This is a genomic window from Spirosoma sp. 48-14 (assembly GCF_001898575.1).
In the GTDB taxonomy this organism is placed as follows: domain Bacteria; phylum Bacteroidota; class Bacteroidia; order Cytophagales; family Spirosomataceae; genus Spirosoma.
The window spans coordinates 18,436-42,601 of the sequence record NZ_MKUD01000006.1 but is presented as its reverse complement, the minus strand read 5'-3'; the positions used below and the strand labels follow the sequence as shown (position 1 = coordinate 42,601).

Sequence of the window (24,166 nt, the reverse complement as noted above, 5' to 3'; positions counted from 1 at the left end):
AGTAGCCGTTAAATTCTGTTAACGACCTGGTCGACAGCGACGTTCATACCCTTGACTTAAAACGGATAGCCAACGCCGAAATTGATTACCAGCGGATTAGGCCCGCTCGACAATTTAGCAAGCGAGAACTTGGGAAGGATAAAAGCCCCTCCCCCCTCAGCTTCACTCAGATTCAATCGGGCAGGATCCCACACTTTAATACCACCATCCAGCCGAATCACGAAAAATGAAAAGTCGATCCGTAACCCTACCCCCGTACCGACAGCAATTTGCGGAATAAACGAATCGAATTGAAAGGTAGAGCCAGCACGAGGTTGGTCGGCTGTAGCCGAACGGCTTCTAAACGCCCATACGTTGCCTGCATCGATGAAAACAGCCCCATTGATATCAGCTCCAAGGTGAAATAAACGCCCCCGAAGTTCGGCTGAGCCCTCGATCAGAATATTACCTGGCTGCTCGAATAAATATTTGAACTGCCCGGTTAAGGAGTCAATGGCTGGTTTTGACGCATCTCCGGCCTGATACGGGAACGCAGAACCCGGCCCTAGCCTTCTGGGTAACCACGCTCTGACACTATTGCTCCCACCAGCAAAGAATAGTTTTTCGTACGGCACCGGGCCTCCTCCGGGCCCATAACCATAAGCGACCCCTGTATTGACCCGAAAAGCCAGCGTTGTGCGAGACCGGATTGGGATGTAATGCCGATAGTCAAGGCTAGCTCTCAGGAATTTATAGAGCTGAACACCAATACCCCCATTTTCTTCACTCCAGCCAGCCACTGTCTTATCTGAAAAGAAATTGAGTGTGGTTCCACCTGACTCCAGAACTGTACGAAAGAAATTGGCCCGACGATTCTGGCCAGGGGTATTTGTATTATAGGTATAAGCGAAACTAAAACTTGAACTGAGCGAGCGCCGAAAAAAGTTTAGATAAACAGTGCTTCCCTGGCTTCGTAAGGCTAATAATTGATCGTAAAACGCCTGACTTATGACCTTATTTGTACCATCTCCAGCATTGATCAGGTTAATATCGGCAATCAGGAAATTGAATTGTTTGGCAGGGGTCGTTTGCCAGTTGTAAGCCATAGTGGCCCGAAGCAGTGACCGGCGAAAGTCAGGGCGAAAGGTATTGTTAAAACTTAAACTAACCTGAGTACGGGGAGCATACGGTGTAAAGCGGAAGCGAAAGCGACCTGGCAATAAAATCTGCGGAAAAATCAGTGAACTACTGACGCCTAACTCCTGCGACGCATACACGACTTTGTTAAAATTATTCGGATCAGGCACAAATCCCGTCTGGGCTTCTACCCCATACCGAACCGAGGTTTCCAACGTTTCCAGCCCGCCAAACAGATTACGTACCCGAAAAACCAGACTTCCAAATCCACCTGGATACCCCTGCCCCTGGTAGAACAGTCCAGTCGCTCCCCCTTCGGCAGTAGCCTCGTATTTATCCAGTGGACTAGCTGTTACAAGCGCATGCAATCGCCGGTTGGTGGTATCCGTGAACGTGAGGTTAATGTATTTAAACTGATTCAGCATGAACAACTGCCGCTGCGTATCCCGGAAGCTGGTCTGGCTATACAGCTGATTGGGACGAAGCAGAATTTTTGATTCCAGCAGCCGTAGCGAAATATCCTGACCGCTCAGCATGTAGCTAATCCCGTTCCGCTTCATGGTATCCAGCGAACTCATAATGGCAGGCTGACCATTAGTAGCCAAATCGCCGTTTGGGCTTATCTGAACATCGACATCACCAATGTGGTAAATCGGATGCGACGCTCTTCCGGGCGGATTCACAATCAGAATGGCCACATCAACCGTCCGGCGGGTCGAATCGCCGGGTTCAACCCCCTCCAGATACCGACGGGCATTACCCCGGCGAATGGTATCGACATCGGTAGCCCGGATATACTGACGAGAAAAGGTGTAATATCCCTGATCGCGCAGCAGCGACTCTATCCGAACGCGCTCCCCCGACATATTATCGAAATCGAATCGTTCGCCCACTTTAAGTTTCGACTGGTCGAACGACTGCCGCACAATTGAATCGACCCGAGGATCGGCAATCTGATAACTGATATTGCGCAGATAAAACCCTTCGTTTTCTCGAATCAAATAATTTACCCGAATCTGCGACCGACGAATCGTGTCGAGGGTATAACTTGTTTTTGCATTGAAGAACCCTTTGTCCGACAGATATTTCTGCATTTTGGCCGTATTGGCCTTGGCATCTGCTTCGGCAAAATAAGAAGGGGGTTCGCCCAGACTCCGCATCAGCCAGTTGCCTTCCTCAGCCTTCACACGTAGACGCTTCAGTTTACGGCTATATTGTTTATTCAGTTTTTTGAGTTCCCTGGGCTGGTCGGCCAGTTGCTGGCTTTGCTGTTCAAATTCATTAGTTTTGGCCTCTAACTCCTGAACAGCCTTTTCACGATTGTATCGACGTAGGCCCAGTTGATAAAACCAGAGGGGTGGCGTAATGGGTAGACCCAGTACCCGCCGGTTCGGTTTTTGAGGAATCAGGCTTTCGAGATTTTCTCGGGAAATAGCTCGATTACCTTTTACTGTTTGAGCCGTCAGGATATATTGATTGATACCCAGCCGCTTGGTACTCAGGCAACTGGACAGCGAAATAATTAATGTACAATGAACAATGAATGATGAACAATGGTACGAACGAAGTACCCGTATACTATTATTCATTATCCATTTTACATTATTCATTCCTAACAACATGCTTTCCAAAAATCAGCTTAAATACATTCAGTCACTGCACCAGAAAAAATACCGGCAACAACACGGCGCCTTTCTGGTCGAAGGAGCCAAGAGCGTCCAAGAGGTTCTGCTATCAACCTTCCAGACCGAACTGGTAATAGCGACTGAAGCATTTTACAAAGAAAACGCTCACCTTACAGATCGCCAACGAATAGCTGTCGAAATCGTTTCCGAAGCGGAGTTGACACGCGCCGGAACGCTCGAAAGTAATAATGCGGCTCTGGCTGTGGTCAGAACGAAAGAGAACCGCCCGCTATTGGCTCAGCCCGACGAAATTGCCCTGATTTTAGATGACATCCGTGATCCTGGCAATCTGGGCACTATCCTCCGCATTGCTGACTGGTATGGCGTCCGAAAAATTTTATGCTCCGAGACAACTGCCGATATCTATAATCCGAAAGTTATTTCGGCCAGCAAAGGCTCCTTTACCCGAGTAAACTGGTGGTATGGCAATGTGGTTCAGGTACTCGCTCAATCGGCTGGCGCTATACCCGTTTACGGTGCCTTTCTGAACGGTGCCGATGTGCATACGCTCCCATTCGCAAAATCTGGTTATCTGGTGATGGGTAATGAATCGAATGGTATCGGACCCGACCTTGCCCGGTATGTCACCCAGCCTGTTACCATTCCTCGATACGGAGAAGCTGAATCCTTGAACGTCGGTATTGCCACAGCGGTGTTACTGGACAATATCCGACGAGTTACGACGTGACTTTAGCGTTCTTCGTAATGCTCTTAGCGTAAGCACAATAGGTCGCACTAGCAAGTAATCAGTTTGTTTCCTGACTATGGATGGCGTCGCGGAGCTTACAAACCTGTTGCTGAGTTAGGCTGGACATTAATAAATCCATATAAACTTCTGTTCGAAGTTGGTAATTAACCTTGACAGGCTCCCATTCCTGGCCAATAAACTGACAGTGGATTTCGACTAGAAATCGATTCCAGTAAAGGAGATTAATACGCAGATCGGGTTTATTCAATACGCCAATAAAAACGCCGTTTGTGTGTATATCCGTAAGAAGGTTGTGGTGTGTGGCAATAGTAAACTGATCAATTATCATTAGAAAAATAACATATAGGTGTAGTATGTATTAGTAGACCCCAGACTTACCGGCTTCGTTTAACGAATGAAAAAAATAACGATGCACCACCCTTTTATTCATCAACGAGTTGTCTTGTCCCTGACCATTTCCGGCAGCCATTTCCTCAATTTTTGGGAGTAATACATCCTGTTTAGCAAACAAAAATAGCTTTCCCTTCATTTAAAGAGGCATAGTAGTCAGATAGCGCATCGGACGATTCGTTAGACGGTCAGCGGCACCCATTAGTAACGACTCAATACTATGATCGAGAGTAAATCAGGATATATATGGTGGCAGGGGGGAATTATCTATCAAATTTATCCACGATCCTTTCAGGACAGTAACAGTGATGGCATTGGTGATCTTCGGGGTATCCTGAAACGACTGGATTACCTGAACGAACTGGGCGTGACGGCTATATGGCTTTCCCCGGTCTACCCATCCCCAATGGCCGACTTTGGATACGACATTGCTGATTATCAGAATATCGACCCCATTTTTGGTTCACTAGACGATTTCGATGAACTACTGACGGGGGTGCATAGCCGGGGTATGAAATTGATTCTGGACCTTGTTCCCAACCATACATCGAACCAACACCCCTGGTTTCTCGAATCCCGCTCATCGCGCGATAACCCGAAACGGGACTGGTACATCTGGCACGACAGTAAATCTGATAGGTCAGAACCCAACAATTGGCTCAGCGTTTTCGGCGGAAGCGCCTGGGAATGGGACGAACACACCGGGCAGTATTATTACCATGCTTTTCTGAAGGAGCAACCGGACCTGAACTGGCGAAATCTAGCGGTGCAGGAAGCCATGCTGAATGTTATGCGGTTCTGGCTCGACAAAGGGGTTGATGGGTTTCGGGTAGATGTGATGTGGCACATGATCAAGGATAAAAACCTGCGGGATAACCCCGTCAACCCCGACTATCAGTCCCACATGGCGACGTATGAGCAGCTGTTGCCAGTTTACTCTACTGACCAGCCTGAAGTTCATGATATCGTAGTAAAAATGCGGCAGGTCATCGACTCCTATCCAGAGCGGCTGCTGATTGGCGAAATATATCTCCCTATCCATCAATTAGTTACCTATTACGGTATTGATGGCAATGGGGCGCACCTGCCCTTCAATTTTCAACTGTTAACCCTACCCTGGGATGCACAGATAATTGCGGCTACTATCGACCAGTATGAAGGTCTTTTGCCCAAGGGCGGATGGCCCAACTGGGTGCTGGGTAATCACGACCAGCCCCGCATTACGAGCCGGGTGGGCACTGAACAGGCCAGAGTAGCTGCCCTGCTGCTGCTAACCCTACGCGGTACGCCAACTATTTATTATGGCGAAGAAATCGGGATGCGCGATGTTCCGATCCCCTTCAATGAAGTCCAGGACCCGCAAGGGCTAAACATGCCCGATAAAAACCTAAGCCGTGACCCCGCCCGAACGCCCATGCAGTGGAATAACACAGCTAATGCAGGCTTTACAGAAAGCAAACCCTGGTTACGAGTGGCTCGTAATTTCGATAGGGAAAACGTTTGGCGACAGGAAGCAGACCCATTTTCCATGCTTTCGTTCTATAAACAATTGATCGGCCTCCGGCAACAGGAGCCAGCACTAATGGTTGGCGACTACGTACCTGTTAACGCTACCTCACAGCTTATCGCTTATATCCGGCAACTGGAAGGCCATCCTCGTTTCCTTATTCTGCTGAACCTGAGCCATCGACCCGCTTATTTTAACGCCAAAGACAATTCATTAAAAGGCATTGTCGCAATCGCAACAGTACCCGAATGGGAAGGAGCTGAGGTAGCCGACAGCATCAGCCTCGGTGGCGACGAAGGCCTATTAATACGCTTACTTGACGAGTAACTTACGAACACATGAAACCAATAGGAGCAACATATACCAGTAATGGGCGCTGCGTATTTACGGTATGGGCACCCAAATGTAAATCTGTAACCCTGCATATTGTACACCCCCAACAACGAGAGTTGCCCATGTTATGTGATGAATGGGGGTATTTCAAGCTGGAAGTTGAGGGTATTGAACCAGGCACCCAATACCTGTACAGGCTGGACAACCAGAGCGAATTTGCGGACCCAGCCTCTCATTTTCAGCCCAATGGCGTTCATGGCCCATCGGAGGTTATTGATCACTCGGCCTATCACTGGCAGGATGAGGGCTGGCGTGGCTTACCTTTTCATGATCTTATTTTTTATCAAATACATGTGGGTACGTTCACCCAAGAGGGTACATTTGAAGCCATCATAGCCCGACTTGATGATCTGGCAGACTTGGGCGTAAATGCCCTGCAATTGTTACCCGTCTGTCAGTTTCCGGGCGAGCGTAACTGGGGTTACGACGGGGTATACCCCTATTCGGTTCAGGACTCCTATGGCGGACCAACCGGGCTAAAAAAACTGGTCGATGCCTGCCATGCACGTGGACTGGCTATTTTTCTGGACGTTGTGTATAACCACTTGGGTCCAGAAGGCAACTACCTCACCCAGTTTGGTCCTTACTTCACCGACAAATACCATACGCCCTGGGGTAATGCAATAAACTATGACCGAGAATGGTCGGATGGTGTGCGCGACTACGTGTCCAATAATCCGCTTTTCTGGTTTGAACAGTATCATGTCGATGGCCTGCGCTTCGATGCCATTCATGAAGTATTTGACATGGGGGCCGTCCATATTTGGGAACTGACCCACAGCAAGGTAGCTTATCTGGAAGAACGACTCGGCCGGGCGCTTTATCTGGTTGCGGAATCCGACCTGAACAACCCACGCGTGGTTAAATCACCCGATGCGGGCGGGTATGGTTTTGATGCCCAGTGGCTCGACGATTTTCACCATGCGTTGCATGTACTGATCCATAAACCCGGCCGCCAGCGGTATCATGATTTCGGCCGAATGGAACAGCTTGCCAAAGCCTATACCGATGGTTTCGTAGCCAGTGGCGACTATGCTTCGCTTCGCAAACGGAAATTTGGTCGATCATCGGCAGGTATTCCTGGCGATCGGTTCGTTGTTTTCAACCTCAATCACGATCAGGTTGGCAATTTGCTCGGCACCGAACGGCTCTCGCTCCTGGTCGATTTTGACCGTCAGAAAGTGGCAGCGGCAGCCCTGCTGCTGTCGCCCTATGTTCCCATGCTATTTATGGGTGAAGAATACGCCGATGAATCTCCTTTTTATTACTTCGTCAGCCATACCGACCCCGCCTTGCTCAACGCCGTTCGGGAAGGTCGCAAGAACGATTTCAAAGCGTTCATTGGCGACGCCGAACTCCCCGACCCTGCCGACAAAGACACGTTTGTACAGTCGAAAATACAATGGCATACCCGAACCGAAGGACGACATGCCACGATGCTGGCGTGGCACAAACGCTTAATCGAATTACGGCAGTCGATTCCTGTGCTGCGGAATGTCAGCAAGAACGATATTCGGGTTACGGTACTTGGGCAATCGGGCTTTGTGCTACACCGCCAAACTATTGATGGCCAACAGCATGCTAACATCCTCTTCAACTTTTCGGAAGAGCCCATCTCCTATACCCTTCCCGTCTGGGTTACGCAGTGGGACAAACAACTGGATTCGAAAGAGGCACAATGGCAGGAAACCAACTCAACAGATATAGCCCTGTTGCCCAACCAACTAGCGCCTGGTCAACCTGTTAATCTGCCACCCTGGAGTGTTGCCCTGTATACAGGCCGGTTATCACGCGAATGGCAATAACGCGAAAAAGCGGTGCTCAGAGTCGGTAAGTAGAGTTTTCTCGTCTTCATTCAGATGGCGATGCTGGTGCCGATCCACAGAATGAAACTATGTTTCAGAAGAATAAACTGTAACGGTAACTCATTGGTCATGATAGCATCTAACAACCCGATCATCAACTAACGGCCCTTGCAGCACCCGATACATGGTCAGAAAGGGTGCCTAACACGCTAAAACCCGAATCCATTATTATTTACGCGCTGGGTCATGAGAAATCCCATTTCAACCTACCGAATCCAATTTCACAAGGACTTTACCTTCACTGACTTTGAACGAATTATCCCTTATCTGGATAAATTAGGCATCAAAACCGTATACGCATCGCCTATTTTTGAGGCCGTTCCGGGGAGTGTCCATGGCTATGATGGCGTCAACCCGCAACGAATCAATCCCGAAATCGGCACCGACGAACAGCTACGGCATATTCATCAGGCGTTGGCCCAACGTGGTATCGACTGGCTACAGGATATTGTACCCAACCATATGGCGTTTCATCCGGCCAACGGCTGGCTCATGGATGTGCTGGAAAAAGGCCCTTTATCCATCTACAGCACCTTTTTCGACATCGACTGGGACAGTCCGCATCATCATGGTCGACTCATGGTACCTTTTCTGGGCGAACCGTTGGACGAAGTACTCCGAAAAGGCGAACTAACTGTAGCCTATCAGAACCAGCGATTCGTACTTGCCTACTTCGATACAAACTATCCAATTCACCTACGTTCCTACGCTACCATTCTGCAAGCGGCTGATGAGGCTCCTTCCGAACTGCTCCAGGAATGGATCGCCCAGGTATCCGAACTGGAAGGTATAACCGATCCAACAACCTATGCCTTACACAGTACCGCTTTGCAGGTGAAACTGGCCGAGTGGTCACGCCAACCCGCTACTAAGTCGTACCTGAACAAGTGCCTAAACACGATAAATAAAAGCCCCGACCAGCTGAAACGCATAGCCAATGAGCAAGTGTATCGGCTGTGTTCTTACGGCGAAACCGATGCCCGAATCAACTACCGACGCTTTTTTACAGTCAACAGCCTGATCTGTCTGAACATTCAGCACCAGAATGTCTTCGATCATGTGCATCGCTACACGAAAAACCTGCTCGAAACGGGCGTATTTCAGGGCCTGCGCGTCGACCATATTGATGGTCTTTATGATCCCAGCCAGTATCTGGAACGGTTACGCCAGTTGTCCGGTGATGACGCTTACCTTATCGTCGAAAAAATCCTGAAAGACGACGAGGATTTGCCTGCCAACTGGCCTATTCAGGGGGCTACTGGCTACGGTTTTCTCTCTATTGTTAATAATCTGCTGACCCGAACCAGCAGCCAGCAAAGCTTCACCCGGTTCTACCAGGAATTGGTAGGCGAACGACAGGTAGTTCGTCAGGAACTGTACGACAAGAAGGCCTACATCCTTTTCCAGCACATGGGTGGCGAACTGGACAATCTATTCCACCTGTTTAGCGAACTTCAGCTAGCCAGCGAGGAGCAATTGGCTGGACTCCCTGACAATACCCTGAAAGAAGCCATTGGCGAATTTCTGATTCAGTGCCCCGTTTATCGGTACTACGGCAACCAGATGCCGCTCGACTCCTCAGAAGCCGACGCCGTCCGCAGCATTTTCGACCGTATACGAACCAGCAAATCACGATTGGCATCGGCTATCGACCTACTGGAAGACGTTCTTCTGACCAGACCGAAAGCGGGTAACTCATCCTATAACGACCATGCCCTACGGTTCTACCAACGCTGTATGCAGTTTACAGGGCCTCTTATGGCAAAAGGTGTAGAGGATACGCTAATGTATACTTACACACGCTTTATCGGGCACGACGAAGTGGGTGATTCTCCGCTTTACTTTGGCCTGACGGTTGATGAGTTCCACCAGAAAATGATTGATCGACGGGCCAAGTGGCCCCTGGCACTCAACGCCACCTCAACGCATGATACCAAACGGGGTGAAGATGTACGTAGTCGATTAAACGTGCTGACCGATCTGGCCGACGAGTGGATCGACGAAGTGCGCATCTGGCAAACGCTCAACCGACCCCTCAAGTCATCTGTAGCGATCAATGGGCCAGAATCTTCAGAAGAAGAAGCTACTTTCATCGACTCGCCCGATCCCAATGACGAATATTTTATTTACCAGACGTTGGTGGGTGCCTATCCCATGCCCGATCAGGACGGTGAAGACTTCCCCAACCGCCTGAACGAGTATCTGGAAAAAGCCCTGCGGGAAGCCAAACGGTACTCAAGTCACGACACGCCCAACACAGCCTATGAAGACGCAACGAAGGCGTTTGCTCATGAGCTACTGGATACGAATCGGCCCTTCTGGAAACGGTTCGACACCTTCTATCGGCAGATAACCGACCTGGGCATTATCAATTCACTCATACAAGTCGTACTTAAATGTACGTGTCCCGGACTGCCTGATGTGTATCAGGGTTGTGAAGGCTGGGATCTGAGTATGGTCGATCCCGATAATCGTCGCCCGGTCGATTTCGAACAACGGTGCCAGGCCCTCGACACCCTGCTCGAATATGACCCTGACTGGCAGGACCTATGGAAGAGTCGCTATGATGGTCAGATTAAACTACGGCTGATTTACACCCTGCTACAGGAACGCCAGCAACAACCCATGCTGTTTGCTGAGGGCCACTATACTCCTCTGAGGATAGAAGGACGTTACAAAGAACAGGTGCTGGCCTTTGCCCGACACGACACCCAGCAATGGTATGTGATAGCCATCCCTCTGGGTATTGCCCAGTTGTGCCGCGATCAACAAACCTCTCCTGTTAGCATCGACTGGGATGATACCCATATTTTACTACCCGATGAAACGCCCAAACGATGGGAACACCGGCTAACAAAGGCCCGAGGCCGCCTGGAAGCCCAGATCAGTGTAGCCGATGTATTTTCCGAATTACCGTTGGGCCTGATCAGCCTGACAACTTAAGAGGAAATCCTTAGGTTGTCAGGCTGCTCCTAATGCAGCGAAGTAGGGGCCATACCAAACTTTTTCTTGAAGGAATATGAGAAGTGGGACAGACTTTCAAACCCCAGTTCAAGGTAAATGGCAGAAGGTTTCTGATGTTTGATTTCGAGAAGGTGCCTGGCTTCAAGTAGTCGTTTGTGTTGCAGCCATTGACGGGGCGGAGCGCCGAATGTTTTCAGGAAGTCTCGTTTGAAGGCAGCCAGGCTGCGGCCGGTAAGCTGAGCAAATTTTTCAATGGGCACGTTGAAGTGAAAATTACTAAGCATAAACTTTTCCAGGTCGATCTTGTAAGGGGCTGAAAAGTCGAATAGGAAGTTGCGAAGCTCAGGCAGCGCAAGAACCAACAGCTTCACGCCTTCTTTTATTTTCAGGATACCCATTTCATCTGTCATGGCCCCACCTGCGCTGTGTGCATAAGGGACTATAGACTGAGAATACCCCTGCAGAAATTCGTTGGCAGGAATCAGGATATTGGGCGGCCCCACATATTTCTGATCTGTTTCCAGCTTATCTTCCAATACAATCTTACGCAGCAGGTCTTCCTGCAGGGATATAACGATGGTTTCATAATGCCCGTCAGGAAACGGACTTTTGGTGAGCGTACCCAGCTGATTTTTACCGATCAACAATATGCCTCCTCCGCCTATCGAAATGGTTTGCGCTGAGGTTTCTAAGGTAAACTGCCCCGAAACCTGGAATATTAATGTATGGTGATTCCAGAAGCATACCTTTTCTTTTCGCTCAGTGCAGGAGTAAGAATAGAAGATTACGCCTGGGAGAATTTCAGCTGGATTCGTCATTTACCGTTGTAAGTACGTGCCACCGAGTATGGCACCTGGTGCAAAAGTCGCATTTAAGCTGTTCATGTCTTCTGTTGTGAATACAATATCCATTGCTGCGATATTTTCCGGCAATCGCGACCGACGACTCATGCTGACTAGCGGCATAATGTAATCGCCCTGCCTATTCACCCAGGCAATGGCCAGCTGCGTTGGTGTACAACCTTTCTGACCGGCCAGTTGCTTCAGAAACTCCACTTTCTCCAGATTATGTAGTAAGTTTTCCCCCTGAAAGCGAGTGAAATGATTCCGATAATCGTTTTCGGCAAGCGGAGCTGTTAATTCACCCGTCAGTAAACCTTCAGCCGTATTGGCAAAAGTGACAACGCCAATCCCTAATTCCCTGGCTGTTGGCAGTAGTTCTCGTTCTATCTGACGGTCGGCCAGCGAATAGCCGATCTCCAGGGCACTGATAGGATAAATACGGTTGGCTAAACGAAGCTGGTCAGCCGTAATTTCCGAAACGCCAATGTGTCGCACTTTGCCCTCTTTAATCAAGTCGGCAACCGTCCCAATAATGTCTTCCACAGGTACACTGTCGTCCATCCGGCTGGGCTGGTAAAGGTCAATGGTGTCAATACCCAGTCGGGTCAGTGAGTAGTTCACAAAATTCTTGATCGCGATGGGGCGTAGATCCATTCCCAGCCAATGACCGTTGTGGAAGATAGCTCCGAATTTTACGCTGATAAAAGCCTCGTCGCGCCTTCCTTTGATAGCTTTGCCCACCAGTATCTCGTTATGCCCAGCGCCGTAAAAGTCACCCGTGTTTAAAAAATTAATTCCCTCATCCAGGGCTTCACGAATCGTAGCGATACTTTCTGTTTCGTCAGGTGTAACACCGCCCCAGATGGACGACATACGCATGCAGCCTAAACCAAGTTTAGTTACGAAAGGGCCATGCTGACCTAATTGAATTTTTGTGCTGTTTTTCATGATACAAATATCAGCCGCCCCAACACAAAGCAGCTTTCTTCTACGGCTCAACTAATTTCTCTCCACGGCTCATGTAAGCAGAGCTGTGGAGAGAAGAATGGTATGGAGCAAAATACAGTAGCCAGCTCAGGACATACCAGACACAATACATCGGTCAATATCCTGAGAGAACAGATAGCTAAAGCCGGTGTTGAATCGACAAGGATAGCAACCGATTTTTGTAACTGGTCGGATAAAAGGGAATATAGACCCACTGGGTGGGGCTGATGTCGCGCAGACCTACTTCATAGGCTAAACCAATAGTTGCTCGCCCAAGCTCGATACCGACTTCTGCACCAATGCCCACATCCAGCCGCTGAAGCCCCCGCTTCCCAAAGGTAGGTTCTTCCCAAGTGCCATAGTCAATCACATCATCGTAGACAATATCACCAGTCAACCGGGTTTTGCCGCCCAGGCCGTAGGCTACATAAGGTCCTGCGTTGAAAACTAGCTTAATAGCTCCCCCCAGGGGCAAGGCATAGCCCAGATACAAGGGAATCTGCCCGTACCACTGCTGGCTAATCAGGCTAGCTTCCCGGCCTGGAAGAACTGAGTTATCCCCAAAGCCCAGCGATGACGTACCCCTCAACTTCATACCCTTACTGGTCAGACTTAGGCCCGATTGTAAAAACAGATTCGCTTTTAGGTAATAGCTCACGGTTGCCCCCAGATTAAGCCCCAGTTTGGTGCGACCAGCGGGAATAGCTGGATCAGCCAGTTGGAGAGAACTCAGATTAAGCCCCCCTTTCAGGCCGACTTGCAGGGATTTGTGCTGGGCAAATAGAACTGGATGGCTCAGTAGCAGCAGGCTTGTCAAAAGTGAAGAGTATACATGTCTCATAGCGTTATATATATGACTCTGTTTGGTTCATTAGGTTGACCGTAAAGCGGGATCAAGGGTTGGCAAGGTCGGTTATTTTTATTTTCTCTCCTGGGCGCGAAGCCTCTATCCCTAAACCGCCAGAGAGACGATGGGTACAGTATTGACCTTACGTCCCCCCCAAAAACCTCATTGCGAACGTTAAACAACAAAAAGCCGGCTCTATCCGCATGCACAAAGCGAATCGAGCCGGCTTTAAATTCCATAAATTCTTTACTAACGCATCGCTAGGCGGGGCTTGAACTTATCGGCCACTTTATTCGAAATGGGCTTAATCGACATGAGGTATGTGTACATGGCTCCCAGATCCTTCTCCGTCATGCCACCATACATAGTCCAGGGCATAATGGTCTGAAAATCATTCGGCCCAACTTTATGTGCTTTGTAGTCGGCACCGTATGTTTTAAACCGGGCAATGAAAGCCTCTTTAGTCCAGCTACCAATACCCGTTTCTTTATCAGGAGTTATGTTAGCCGTATATAGCGTTCCACCGGGCATGGCAAATTCGCGGCCACCCGCAAACGATTTTTCAGGAATAATGCGGCCTTGATCAACCTGTGTATGGCACTCGACACAGCCCGCTATCATCACCAGATATTGGCCCGTAGCTAACTCATTAGCCGTGTCAGGCATAGCCATCGGCTCTGCTTTTTTAGGAATGGTATTCAAAATGAAGTTGAACGGAAAATCAGCCTTTGATTCGGCAGGTTTCGATTCGATAGGCTTTATGGTGCGCAAGTAGGCAATGATACTTTCTACATCTTCACCATTCATTTTCCCATAGTATGGGTAAGGCATCACGGGAAAAAACGCATGTCCATCGCGGCTAACACCTGTCGTAATGGCTCGGTAGATTTCGCCATCGGTCCAGTTGCCAATACCAAAAGGAGTTATATTTTTTGATGTAAACGAACCGGGAAAGCCCATTTGCTGATTAAACATCTCCCCGCCTTTACCCAATGTACCCGCCGTTAAGGGAGCCGAAAAGAGTGTGTAATCCCGCGTACTATGACAGTCCATACAAACAGTCACGTGATTCGCCAGATATTCTCCCCGCGCAATACGGGCTGGTGTTGCATCTACTTTTAGTGTCGGAGCTTCGCCTACATCAGGTAGGACCAATTTTACATACGCCATGGCACCTACTACACCCAGGACGACTACACCAAGTACAATACCAATTACTTTTAAAGCCTTTTTCATATACGACTGGTCAAAAAGATTTGAGGTTTCAGGGGCATTAAATTATTGATAACCAACTATTGGTAGCAAATCTGAAGTAAAATAAACGTGTTGGTTTATTAAACGGGCTAGTTCCCCACCAGTCAGTTCGTCTATCCTCCTGCTCCTCCTATGCTTTGATCCCAGCGAAAACGTATAGACGAGGTAGCCGATATGATCAACGAACAAAGTCTTTATAGATCGCCCTATACAGGGTGCCACTAAAAAGTTTAACAGCCAATAAAAAAACGGTTATCTATATACGAACAAAAGATCCGGGCTCAGAAAATTACCCATGCGTACTCACAGTTTTTTTACAGGATAATAGCGAACTAAGCTGATGGTCAATCACCTCAATAGGGAATGGCAATTCATTAGTTGAACTGATCAATCTACTTTTATAGTGTTCACGGTATGGTTTCTGGCTCACTATTAGGATATAGTCAGCCATTCATAATCAAATAGATATATAAGTCGGGGCTGTTTTAAAAAAAGATAAGTTATCATGCAATCCAATACTCCTGTAATCTTTCTCATCCAGTTCGGGGGCAACCTTCGACAGTTCTTTAAAGGGGATTAAAACAGAGGCCAATTCATGATGCTGTTTCAACTGTGATGCCATCCTGTCAAATAAGCAATAAGCGCACAAACCCACAAGCTGATCCACCTGTTTATACGATAGTCTGCTATGATGGATTACGCTTGTCATGATAGGGCTTTTTTTGCCAGGAAGTAATATACCGAACAAACGATTGCCTTCAGTGATCGACAGCTCAACACTTATGGGCCGCTCTACATCCATTCTCAACTCGCCTTCACCTTGCAGCGTCTGCTTTTCCAACGTTCTATAAATAAGTCCTTTCCCAATGTCTGTTTGCAACTGCTTATGCAAACACGCCATTACTAAACTGACTGTTGATCGGAACACCAGATCTACACAGGAAACCGGAATCTTAAACTGTTGGGCAGCTTTTTCAAAAAACATTTCATCGGTAACGAGTTGCCCAATACTGGCTGCATCCCCCATATACGATTAAAGTTTGAGTAAGGTGACGATTAACATACCCCTTTAGACGAAAGACCTCCCGTTCGGTCTCCTATCAATAGCATATGTATACTTATACCCAACTCAAACTTTACGTAACCTAACTTACAGACTGATAAGATACTAGCGACCGATTATATTACTCATTTAGTATCAGCGTAATACTACAGAAAATACGCTAAACAAAAGTAGTCTACCAGGCACTATTGGTTAGCTATAGCAACACCAATTTTTGAATCAGCCGTGCCATAATACAGGAACCATTTACCGTGAAATGGCACCATTCCTTCCAGAAAAACCACCTGGTTTACCTGACCTTCCATTTCATAGGGCTGGTCGGGCTTAATAAAATACGTTTCTGAACGATCCAGAAGCTTCGCTGGATTCGTTGCATCGAACAGTAACTGCCCACCTGCATAAGCGCCTTCGGGCAGGCCCGAGTCGCCATTTTTAGCATCGTTCATTCCATTGTAAATCAACAGAATCCCTTTTTTTGTCAGCATAGCAAACGGACCTGGCTCAAGGAGTCGAACATCGTGCTTACCTTTTCGGGATTCTGCCACCACAACAGGCTGTCCAGCATCAGTTTCCAGAGGATTCCAGTGCAGGAGGTCGTCCGAAACCGCTAAACGAAGCTGCGGCTGATCACCCCAGTACATCCAGTATTTGCCGTTTATCTTCTGCGCGACAAACCGATCGCCGACACGCTTACACACAATCGCTCCCGATTTTGACCAGCTATTTTTGTATGTACCATTGGCTGCTTCCCCAAAGGCAAGCCCCTGCTTTTGCCAGTCGGTCAGATTGCGCGAAGTTGCCACGCAAAGCCGGGCCTTATCGCCATCGTAAGCCGTATAAGTCATTATATACACCCCGTTGGCGCTTTCCACGACACGCGGGTCTTCGCAACCTCCCTCCCACTCATACACCTTCATCGGGTCGTTGTTTGGGTAAAACACGGGTTTCGGCATCCGTTTAAAATGTATGCCATCTGTACTAACCGCCAACCCCAGTCGCGATGTACCTCCTACGCTTCGGACGGTATCTTCGGCGCGGTACAACATATACACTTTGTTATTCCGCACCACTGTGGTTGGATTATAAACGTCTTTTTCTTCCCAATGAATGGTTTGTTTACGAACGGGGCAGTCGAAGGTAGTAGTGGCTTTGGCCGATAGAATTGGATTGTACGCATTCGCTTTCTGAAAGGGTCCCAGCATCCAGGGCTTTTCGGATTTTGACTGAGCCAGCAGGCAACCAGGCACTAACAGGACAAGAAGAAAAAGACGCTTCATCAAAAAAATAATTAAAGGTTAATTGGTTTAGAGCTTAGATACTGGCAACCCGATAAAATCCAGACGGTAACAGTCCGAATAATTTTGTCGCGGTTACACAAGCTGTTATAGTAATCGTATACCAATGCTTATCTACTTGGCGACAACGTTCTTACCGGGTTTCTCTTCGGATATTAGTTCGGTTTGAGGCACCTCGGTCAGCCAGCCGCCAAACCATTTGGCTCGTTCTGTTGCGGCTGCTTCATCCTCCAGTTCCAGCAGGCGGATACCTCCTGGTTGCTCAATCGTTGGTTCTTCGTAAACGATCTGTAAACCCACCCAGGCCAGATACGAATTGAGTGTGGTTTCTAAGGGCTGATTACCAAAAATACATAGGCTATAATACCAATCCAGCGGTTCGCCAGCCACCTGCTCGGTTGCCTTTTGGTAATCATCGAGTGTATACCCAACAAACGGCTTCCCAAATTGCTGCCACATCAGTCGCATGACATCATCCAGAGAACGCGCATGATTGGTCAGCCGACGAATGTGCAAGTCCAGAATCAGCGCCACAATCGATCCTTTGTGATAAACCGACACTTTCCGGTCAGGTACACCTTTATCATACCCATCGAGCCACAAATCCCACGATGACTCGGTGAGTGATTGAAACGCCCGCCCATTTGCCTCAAAATGCCGTTTAAACAGTACCTGCAACTCCTTCAAATACGCTTCATCTGAAAAAACACCCGACTGCCGAAGCATTAAATCGCCATAATAAGTGGTTACTCCTTCGGCCACAAAACAGGTCGAAAAGTAGTTTTCTTTCGTGAAGTCGTAAGGCAGTAACTCCACTGGTCGAATCCGAATGATGTTCCAGGCATGAAACAACTCATGCGAAGAAACACCCAGTAAATCCTGATACAGCCCTTCTCCTTCGTCATTTGGCCCAAGCACCAGCACCGTCGAATTCCGATGTTCTACCCCATGATAATACGGCACGGTCAATACCAGGGTCAGAAAATGGTACTCTTTCTCCGGAAACTCTCCAAACAGGTCGATTTGCTTCTGCGAAAACCGACTAAAATCCTGCACAATCCGGTCAGCATTGAAGGTAAGTTCGCCGTCGGTCCGACGACCGCCGTGAATCCAGACATGAAACGCCGTTTCGCCAATAGCATACTGAATATGCTGAATCACTGGCGAAGCAATAATGGGACAATCGACCAATTCATAAAAATCAGCGGCCCAAAGTGATTTGGCACCACGTTGTTCCATGCCGCAGGCAATTGTCCAACCATCGGGAATAGCCAGTTCCAAGGTACATGGGTCGTTGATACGTCCTTCGGCATACAGGCAAAGGTTGACCGGATTGACATAGAGCAGGGTTTCGCTGATAAAACTGCTGCCTGCATTCAACTGATTGGGGGTCGCTAATAACGCGTAGTAATTATAGTACACCGTCAACTCAGACGCCCCATTTGTTTGAACAAGCCACCGATCTTTGGAGATTTTCCGAAAAGGCAGTGGGTTTCCATTGCCGTCAACAATCGTGAATCGCTGGATATTCCGGGCAAACTGCTGCAACTCGTATCGCCCTGGTCGCCAGGCGGGTAGTTGTAACTCCACCTCAGCCGTACTAATGGCCGTTAGTTGAGCCTCAACGGCGATATAATGAGGAGTAACAGGGTCAGCAGACAGGCGATAATGCATAGTTTTGGCTAAATTTGGTTGAGTAGGTTACTAGATGGTAAAAGAGTATAATGCATAATCCAGTTCATGAGCTACAAATCTAAAACAAGGGCTTGGTAAACTAATGCAATTCAGCTATCTTTGCGGACTCATTTGGAAAACAAGAGTTTTAGGCAAGATAGATCATGAAAAGAACGTACCAACCATCGAACCGGAAGCGGAAAAACAAACACGGTTTCCGTGAGCGTATGGCTACTGCCAACGGCCGCAAAGTATTAGCTGCCCGCCGGGCAAAAGGTCGGCATAAACTGACCGTCTCAGACGAGAAAAAAGGCGATCGCTTTAAAATCTAGTTATTAGTTGTCAGTCGTTAGCCGACAGTCGATAATAGCTGACAACTAACGACTAACTTCTATCGATCACGACTTTATGCCGCAAACCTTCCCCAAATCAGAACGGCTTTGCAGCAAAAAGACTCTCGGCGAATTATTTAAGAAAGGTAGTGCGGCTGTCAAGACGTTCTACCTTTTTCCGTTTCGGGTACTTTATCTTCCCCAACCCGATCCGACAAGCAACGTTTCGCTTCCTGCCATTGTCATTACAGTACCGAAACGAACGTTTAAGCGAGCTGTTGACCGCAACCTCATTCGCCGACGGGTGCGGGAGGCTTATCGTCTTCATAAAGAGTTGTTTCAGACTGAAAATCCATTAGCCGGTTCAGCAACACCGGGATATATTGCCTTTCTTTATACCGCCAAACAGATAATTTCGTTTGAAGAGATAGAAAAAGGTATGAAATTAGCTATAGCTAAATGTATAGTGAATAATGTAAAATGAGTAATGCCTTAACGGGCTTGTCGTTACCATTATCCATTACACATTGTTCATTATACATCCCTTACTCAATATGCGCTTTTCTAAACGCCTTACTCTTTTAGCCTCGTCGGCGCTGGTAGCGGGTGGCATTGGCTTCTTCTCCTTCAAGACCGATGACCGGTTTTTTGAAATCGCTCGTAACCTCGACATCTATGCTACGCTCTTCAAAGAGCTGAATTTATATTATGTTGACGAGGTAAATCCCAATCGTATGGTCAAAACCAGTATCGATGCGATGCTGAAAGCCCTCGACCCCTATACCAACTTCTTTGCGGAAGATGAAATCGAGGATTACATGACCATGACTACCGGCCGCTACAACGGTATTGGGGCCCTGATTGGCCAACGTCAGGGAAAACACATCGTACTGATGGTTTATGAAGGCACCCCAGCCGAAAAGTCAGGATTACGTATCGGTGATGAAGTTATCAAAATTGACGGAATCACGCTGAAGAACATCAAAGAATCCGACCCCGGCAAACTGTTGAAAGGCCAAAACAATACAGCCGTAAAACTGACGGTGCAACGGTATGGAGAGAAAAACCCGGTAGATCTGAGCGTAGTTCGGGATGTGGTCAAAATGACGAATGTGCCTTATTACGGCATGATCTCTGAAGATGTGGGCTATATCGACCTGAAAGACTTTACAGCAACGGCTTCGCGGGAAGTCCGGTCGGCGTTTCAGGAACTGAAAGGTAAGGGCATGAAAAAACTCGTGCTGGATGTTCGTGAAAACCCCGGTGGGCTGCTCAACATGGCTATCGACATCTGTAATACGTTCATCCCCAAAGATTCGGAAGTAGTAACCACGAAGGGTAAAGTGACCGAATGGAACAAAACCTATACGGCGCTGAACCCTCCTTTGGACCTCGAAATCCCGATCATCGTATTGACCAACAGCCATAGTGCCTCAGCCGCCGAAATCGTGTCGGGTGTTATTCAGGACTACGACCGGGGCGTGTTGATTGGGCAGCGTACGTATGGCAAAGGGCTGGTACAAACCACACGCGAACTATCGTTTAACACCAAGCTTAAAATCACCACGGCCAAATACTACATACCCAGTGGTCGGTGTATTCAGGCCATCGATTATAGCCATCGCAACCCAGACGGCAGCGTGGGCAAAATCCCAGATTCTCTGAAAACAGCGTTCAAGACCAAAGCGGGCCGTGTTGTCTACGACGGAGGTGGCGTTCTGCCCGACGTTGTGATTGACGCCCAAACGCCAACGCCTATTGCGCTCAGCCTGACCAATAAGGGGTTAATCTTCGATTACGCGGTTAAATACCACCACGATCATCCCACCATCAAACCCGCTCGTGAGTTCAAGCTGACCGACGCGGAGTATGCTGAGTTTACCAAATGGCTCGCCGATAAAGAATACGATTACACGACTCAGGTTGAAAAAGATCTGGGTACACTCGAAGCTTCGGCCAAGAAAGAGAAATATTTTGATCAGATTCAGGACCAGTTGAAGTCGCTGAAAACCAAAATGTCGCACAGCAAAGACGCTGACCTGAATACCTTCAAACCCGAAATTCGGACATTGCTGGAACAGGAGATTGCGGGGCATTATTACCTGCAGAAAGGGATTAAAGAAGCATCTTTTTCCACCGATCCCGAGCTAAAAGCGGCCCTCGATCTGTTTAAAGATATGGGACGATACCAGTCAATTTTAAAAAGCAAGTAGACAGTAGACACTGAAGAGTGCAGGATATAAAGTTGAGAATAACGACTGACGCAACGGGTTATTCTTCGCTTTACATCTGCACTCTTCACTCTTTACATCATGCTCATTCTCTCCATCGATACGTCTACCGCTTCCTGTTCGGTAGCCCTGCATCAGAATTCCCAGCTTCTGGCCTGTCACGAGTTATTTACGGAGCGCACCTCAGCGGCTATGCTCACTACGTTGATGCATGATGTGGTTCAACAGGCTGGTTATGAACTAGCCAATCTGGATGCCATTGCAGTTGCCAAAGGGCCTGGCTCCTATACGGGCCTACGTATTGCTGTTTCTACTGCCAAAGGGCTGTGTTTTGCTCTTGACAAACCTTTACTGGCTATCAACACACTGGCCGCTATGGCCGAACAAATTCGGGCATTTTATCCGGCCGATCATCTACTTTGTCCGATGATCGACGCCCGACGAATGGAGGTGTATTGTGCTTTATATGATACAAATGGTCAGGAGCGGCAAGCAACAGCAGCGCAAATTATTGACCAAACTTCGTTCGGTGACTGGCTAAACCAGAGCCCTATAGTATTCTTTGGTGATGGAGCAGCCAAATGTAAGAGCCTGTTGAACGACCAGCCCAACGCCATTTTCCCGACAATTTCTCTTGTCCCTTCTGCCCGCACCGTGGGGCAGTTGGCAGGTCAGTCCTATACCAATGGGCAGTTTGAAGATATGGCGACCTTTGAACCATTTTATCTTAAGGATTTCATGACAACGCAGCCTAAAAAGATGGTATTATAAAATTTCTTCTGCCAGGATTAACAGGATAGATAGGATTAAGGCAGTTAGCAAATCCTGTCTATATTGGTAATCCTGTCAGAAAACGCTCCGGGAGAATGTGCGGGAATGTGCGGTTTTTGTCCTTATTTCGCCCCGACAACCGTCCATCTCCTATCCTGTGCAGATTATTGTTGATATTGGTAACACCGACGCCGTTTTTGGGCTTTACAATCAAACCGGCTGGCACACCATCTGGCGTACCCCTGCCCGAAAAGATGAATCCGCCGAATCATATGAACGTCGGCTCCGGCTCTGGTTACTGGAAGCCGATATTCCACTGAGCGCCATCAAAACCACGGTAATAAGCAGTGTAGTGCCTGACCTTACACCGATCATGCGGGACATGCTAACGGAGCTGTTCGGTTTTTCACCTGTTGTAGTCGGCCCAGGCGTATACCCTTTGTTACCCCTCGAAATTCTGCGCCCGCACGAAATTGGCACTGATCTGGTGGCCAATGCGCTGGCTGCTTATATGCAGTATAAACGCAATTGCGTAGTTGTTGACTTTGGGACGGCGCTCACGTTTACAACCGTTTCGGGAAAAGGACAAATTTTAGGAGTTGCCATCGCTCCGGGACTAAAAACAGCTATTCGTTCGCTGTTTGCCAATACCGCCCAACTACCAGAAGTTCCTATTGAAGTGCCTTTATCTGCCCTGGGTACCAGCACAACCCATGCCATTCAGGCAGGAATTGTATTGGGCTATGAAGGACTTGTGCGCTCGTTAGTCGCTCGCATTCAAGCGGAGTTGGCTGGTGATTGCCTTGCGGTGGCAACAGGTGGTTTATCACAGCGGATTCCGTCCTTGAACGATGTATTTACGGCAATAGTACCCTCACTTACGCTGGATGGAATTCGATTGATTGGCGATTTTGTTACTTCCTCTACCGACTAATTGTAAAAGCATCTACGTTTCACTCATTCATACGTCACTTTGAAAGCTGTTTCAGTGAGCAGCCTTCGAAGTGACGTATTTTTTTGTACTATATCAAGACGACAAAATATAGCCAAAAATTTTCAGGCCATTAGATAAATTTAGTCAGCCGATTAAATTGAATCAAAGCACAGAAAAATAGAACGATCTCTTTCTTTTCTTCCGCCTGTTCTATTGTAGCTACACATAATTAAAAAATAACAAATTGCACTATTTTATATCGAAAAACAATCTATATACAAAATAATTAATTTCATAACTGGACTATGGCCACTATTACATAAAACGTGGCTCTGGCTACTAGGAAATAAACTTCTCACCAAACATAAGGGGATATGAACTATCGCTACCTGGTAACATCAATTATAGTAATTGTATTTTTCCAATGTCTCTCTATCAAGGCTTCGGTACCTAAGCCCATCTGGCAAACCGGAAAGATAATCTTCTGGGACAAAACCGCACTGGAAGGCGATATATGTTATAATTGGCTGACTGAGATGGTGCTATTTCGCACGAAGGATGGGCGGATGTATACCTATTCAACCAATCAGGTTAGCCAATTCGGCTGGTTTGACTTTAGCATCCATAAATACCGGGAGTTTCAGGCCCTAATCCATGAGAGTGATCAAGCTCCAGCTAAGCAGGCCTTTTTTGAAGTATGTCAGGATGGCTCACTGGCCGTAGTCAGACGACTTAAACCACGACGAGGATTTCGAAAAATTGCGTTTACACATCCTGCCTACTATTCCGACCATCCAGCAATGGCCAACAATCCTGAATATTTCGAATATTTCGTTAATGATGGGGACCATTTACGATCACTCGACCGATTTTATACCGAGGTGTATACGCCCCTAATGACCCGTTACGACAAACAGCTCAAAAAATATATTGATACGCACAATATCAATGACCGCTTACTTTTCGGGCGGTTAGTGTTAATCAATCAATATAACCTGATGATTGAGCAAGACGTAAAAACAGCCTCTACCAAGGGTTTAAGCACTCCTCAGGAGGACTAGAACTGTGTGGTCGATATAATTGCTTATTCATCGGAAGGTTTGATATCATTATCTGGAATTTGCTGAGCACGTTTTTTTCGCTTCCGAAGCGCATCATTGAGCAGATATTCAATTTGCCCATTCACACTTCGAAACTCTTCCTGTGCCCATCGTTCCAATTCTTTTAGCGTTTCCGGCTGAATCCGTAAAACAAATGCTTTTTTTTCAGCAGCCATCTCATTTCAGGAGTGAGACGTGCGTGGCGGG

20 protein-coding genes are annotated in these 24,166 nt (G+C 47.7%); 10 read left to right on the top strand and 10 right to left on the bottom strand.

The genetic code is table 11. The features are described 5' to 3' along the window. Nucleotides 1-56: 56 nt before the first annotated feature. The gene (locus tag BGO59_RS05605) at nt 57-2,705 is read right to left on the bottom strand and encodes a BamA/TamA family outer membrane protein (protein WP_293681890.1); all 2,649 of its coding nucleotides are present in this window, start codon (nt 2,703-2,705) and stop codon (nt 57-59) included. A gap of 31 nt (nt 2,706-2,736) precedes the next feature. On the opposite strand from BGO59_RS05605, the gene BGO59_RS05600 reads away from it, so the two are divergent. Next, entirely contained in the window at nt 2,737-3,489 is a 753-nt protein-coding gene (locus tag BGO59_RS05600; protein WP_293681887.1) for an RNA methyltransferase, read from the top strand. 58 nt (nt 3,490-3,547) lie between these two features. Here BGO59_RS05600 and BGO59_RS05595 read toward each other — a convergent pair whose 3' ends face one another. Further along, the gene (locus BGO59_RS05595; protein ID WP_293681884.1) at nt 3,548-3,838 is read right to left on the bottom strand and encodes a hypothetical protein; all 291 of its coding nucleotides are present in this window, start codon (nt 3,836-3,838) and stop codon (nt 3,548-3,550) included. Nucleotides 3,839-4,120: 282 nt separating this feature from the next. On the opposite strand from BGO59_RS05595, the gene BGO59_RS05590 reads away from it, so the two are divergent. From BGO59_RS05590 to treY, 3 genes are all read left to right on the top strand, one after another. After that, on the top strand, nt 4,121-5,734 hold the full coding sequence (locus BGO59_RS05590; protein ID WP_293681881.1) for an alpha-amylase family glycosyl hydrolase: 1,614 nt from the start codon (nt 4,121-4,123) through the stop codon (nt 5,732-5,734). Between the two features lie 11 nt (nt 5,735-5,745). Continuing rightward, nucleotides 5,746-7,605: a malto-oligosyltrehalose trehalohydrolase gene (treZ, locus tag BGO59_RS05585; RefSeq protein ID WP_293681878.1), complete on the top strand. Its 1,860-nt coding sequence runs from the start codon at nt 5,746-5,748 to the stop codon at nt 7,603-7,605. Nucleotides 7,606-7,851: 246 nt separating this feature from the next. Further along, on the top strand, nt 7,852-10,608 hold the full coding sequence (treY, locus tag BGO59_RS05580) for a malto-oligosyltrehalose synthase (RefSeq protein WP_293681827.1): 2,757 nt from the start codon (nt 7,852-7,854) through the stop codon (nt 10,606-10,608). A 29-nt stretch (nt 10,609-10,637) separates the two neighbouring features. On the opposite strand, the gene BGO59_RS05575 is transcribed toward treY, so the two are convergent. The 7 genes from BGO59_RS05575 to BGO59_RS05545 form a co-directional block, all read right to left on the bottom strand. Further along, nucleotides 10,638-11,447 carry an AraC family transcriptional regulator gene (locus BGO59_RS05575; protein ID WP_293681824.1) on the bottom strand — a complete coding sequence of 270 codons (810 nt, stop codon included), beginning with the start codon at nt 11,445-11,447 and terminating at the stop codon, nt 10,638-10,640. Then, nucleotides 11,448-12,419 (bottom strand): aldo/keto reductase, encoded by a 972-nt coding sequence (locus tag BGO59_RS05570; protein WP_293681821.1) that lies wholly within the window; start codon nt 12,417-12,419, stop codon nt 11,448-11,450. Nucleotides 12,420-12,597: 178 nt separating this feature from the next. Continuing rightward, nucleotides 12,598-13,299, bottom strand: coding sequence for a porin family protein (locus BGO59_RS05565; RefSeq protein ID WP_293681818.1), 702 nt, complete (start codon nt 13,297-13,299; stop codon nt 12,598-12,600). A 255-nt stretch (nt 13,300-13,554) separates the two neighbouring features. After that, the gene (locus BGO59_RS05560; protein ID WP_293681815.1) at nt 13,555-14,541 is read right to left on the bottom strand and encodes a c-type cytochrome; all 987 of its coding nucleotides are present in this window, start codon (nt 14,539-14,541) and stop codon (nt 13,555-13,557) included. Between the two features lie 475 nt (nt 14,542-15,016). Then, entirely contained in the window at nt 15,017-15,586 is a 570-nt protein-coding gene (locus BGO59_RS05555) for a hypothetical protein (RefSeq protein ID WP_293681812.1), read from the bottom strand. Between the two features lie 221 nt (nt 15,587-15,807). Next, on the bottom strand, nt 15,808-16,899 hold the full coding sequence (locus tag BGO59_RS05550; protein ID WP_293681809.1) for a glycoside hydrolase family 130 protein: 1,092 nt from the start codon (nt 16,897-16,899) through the stop codon (nt 15,808-15,810). Between the two features lie 132 nt (nt 16,900-17,031). Then, entirely contained in the window at nt 17,032-18,591 is a 1,560-nt protein-coding gene (locus BGO59_RS05545) for a M61 family peptidase (protein WP_293681806.1), read from the bottom strand. Nucleotides 18,592-18,755: 164 nt separating this feature from the next. Here BGO59_RS05545 and rpmH point away from each other — a divergent pair, with 164 nt between their 5' ends. From rpmH to BGO59_RS05515, 6 genes are all read left to right on the top strand, one after another. Then, the gene (gene rpmH / locus BGO59_RS05540; protein ID WP_020600134.1) at nt 18,756-18,923 is read left to right on the top strand and encodes a 50S ribosomal protein L34; all 168 of its coding nucleotides are present in this window, start codon (nt 18,756-18,758) and stop codon (nt 18,921-18,923) included. Between the two features lie 76 nt (nt 18,924-18,999). Then, the gene (gene rnpA, locus BGO59_RS05535) at nt 19,000-19,407 is read left to right on the top strand and encodes a ribonuclease P protein component (protein WP_293681801.1); all 408 of its coding nucleotides are present in this window, start codon (nt 19,000-19,002) and stop codon (nt 19,405-19,407) included. 70 nt (nt 19,408-19,477) lie between these two features. Next, nucleotides 19,478-21,136, top strand: coding sequence for a S41 family peptidase (locus BGO59_RS05530; protein WP_293681798.1), 1,659 nt, complete (start codon nt 19,478-19,480; stop codon nt 21,134-21,136). Between the two features lie 99 nt (nt 21,137-21,235). Beyond that, on the top strand, nt 21,236-21,925 hold the full coding sequence (tsaB, locus tag BGO59_RS05525) for a tRNA (adenosine(37)-N6)-threonylcarbamoyltransferase complex dimerization subunit type 1 TsaB (RefSeq protein ID WP_293681795.1): 690 nt from the start codon (nt 21,236-21,238) through the stop codon (nt 21,923-21,925). A 157-nt stretch (nt 21,926-22,082) separates the two neighbouring features. Then, the gene (locus tag BGO59_RS05520; RefSeq protein WP_293682464.1) at nt 22,083-22,859 is read left to right on the top strand and encodes a type III pantothenate kinase; all 777 of its coding nucleotides are present in this window, start codon (nt 22,083-22,085) and stop codon (nt 22,857-22,859) included. Nucleotides 22,860-23,233: 374 nt separating this feature from the next. Then, on the top strand, nt 23,234-23,920 hold the full coding sequence (locus tag BGO59_RS05515) for a hypothetical protein (protein ID WP_293681792.1): 687 nt from the start codon (nt 23,234-23,236) through the stop codon (nt 23,918-23,920). Nucleotides 23,921-23,943: 23 nt separating this feature from the next. Here BGO59_RS05515 and BGO59_RS05510 read toward each other — a convergent pair whose 3' ends face one another. Next, nucleotides 23,944-24,135: an Arc family DNA-binding protein gene (locus BGO59_RS05510; RefSeq protein WP_293681789.1), complete on the bottom strand. Its 192-nt coding sequence runs from the start codon at nt 24,133-24,135 to the stop codon at nt 23,944-23,946. Nucleotides 24,136-24,166: the final 31 nt, after the last annotated feature.

Coding starts and splice junctions, on each gene's coding strand:
- BGO59_RS05605 (WP_293681890.1), bottom strand. CDS start 2,705: ATGAATAATAGTATACGGGTACTTCGTTCGTACCATTGTTCATCATTC.
- BGO59_RS05600 (WP_293681887.1), top strand. CDS start 2,737: ATGCTTTCCAAAAATCAGCTTAAATACATTCAGTCACTGCACCAGAAA.
- BGO59_RS05595 (WP_293681884.1), bottom strand. CDS start 3,838: ATGATAATTGATCAGTTTACTATTGCCACACACCACAACCTTCTTACG.
- BGO59_RS05590 (WP_293681881.1), top strand. CDS start 4,121: ATGATCGAGAGTAAATCAGGATATATATGGTGGCAGGGGGGAATTATC.
- treZ (WP_293681878.1), top strand. CDS start 5,746: ATGAAACCAATAGGAGCAACATATACCAGTAATGGGCGCTGCGTATTT.
- treY (WP_293681827.1), top strand. CDS start 7,852: ATGAGAAATCCCATTTCAACCTACCGAATCCAATTTCACAAGGACTTT.
- BGO59_RS05575 (WP_293681824.1), bottom strand. CDS start 11,447: ATGACGAATCCAGCTGAAATTCTCCCAGGCGTAATCTTCTATTCTTAC.
- BGO59_RS05570 (WP_293681821.1), bottom strand. CDS start 12,419: ATGAAAAACAGCACAAAAATTCAATTAGGTCAGCATGGCCCTTTCGTA.
- BGO59_RS05565 (WP_293681818.1), bottom strand. CDS start 13,299: ATGAGACATGTATACTCTTCACTTTTGACAAGCCTGCTGCTACTGAGC.
- BGO59_RS05560 (WP_293681815.1), bottom strand. CDS start 14,541: ATGAAAAAGGCTTTAAAAGTAATTGGTATTGTACTTGGTGTAGTCGTC.
- BGO59_RS05555 (WP_293681812.1), bottom strand. CDS start 15,586: ATGGGGGATGCAGCCAGTATTGGGCAACTCGTTACCGATGAAATGTTT.
- BGO59_RS05550 (WP_293681809.1), bottom strand. CDS start 16,899: ATGAAGCGTCTTTTTCTTCTTGTCCTGTTAGTGCCTGGTTGCCTGCTG.
- BGO59_RS05545 (WP_293681806.1), bottom strand. CDS start 18,591: ATGCATTATCGCCTGTCTGCTGACCCTGTTACTCCTCATTATATCGCC.
- rpmH (WP_020600134.1), top strand. CDS start 18,756: ATGAAAAGAACGTACCAACCATCGAACCGGAAGCGGAAAAACAAACAC.
- rnpA (WP_293681801.1), top strand. CDS start 19,000: ATGCCGCAAACCTTCCCCAAATCAGAACGGCTTTGCAGCAAAAAGACT.
- BGO59_RS05530 (WP_293681798.1), top strand. CDS start 19,478: ATGCGCTTTTCTAAACGCCTTACTCTTTTAGCCTCGTCGGCGCTGGTA.
- tsaB (WP_293681795.1), top strand. CDS start 21,236: ATGCTCATTCTCTCCATCGATACGTCTACCGCTTCCTGTTCGGTAGCC.
- BGO59_RS05515 (WP_293681792.1), top strand. CDS start 23,234: ATGAACTATCGCTACCTGGTAACATCAATTATAGTAATTGTATTTTTC.
- BGO59_RS05510 (WP_293681789.1), bottom strand. CDS start 24,135: ATGGCTGCTGAAAAAAAAGCATTTGTTTTACGGATTCAGCCGGAAACG.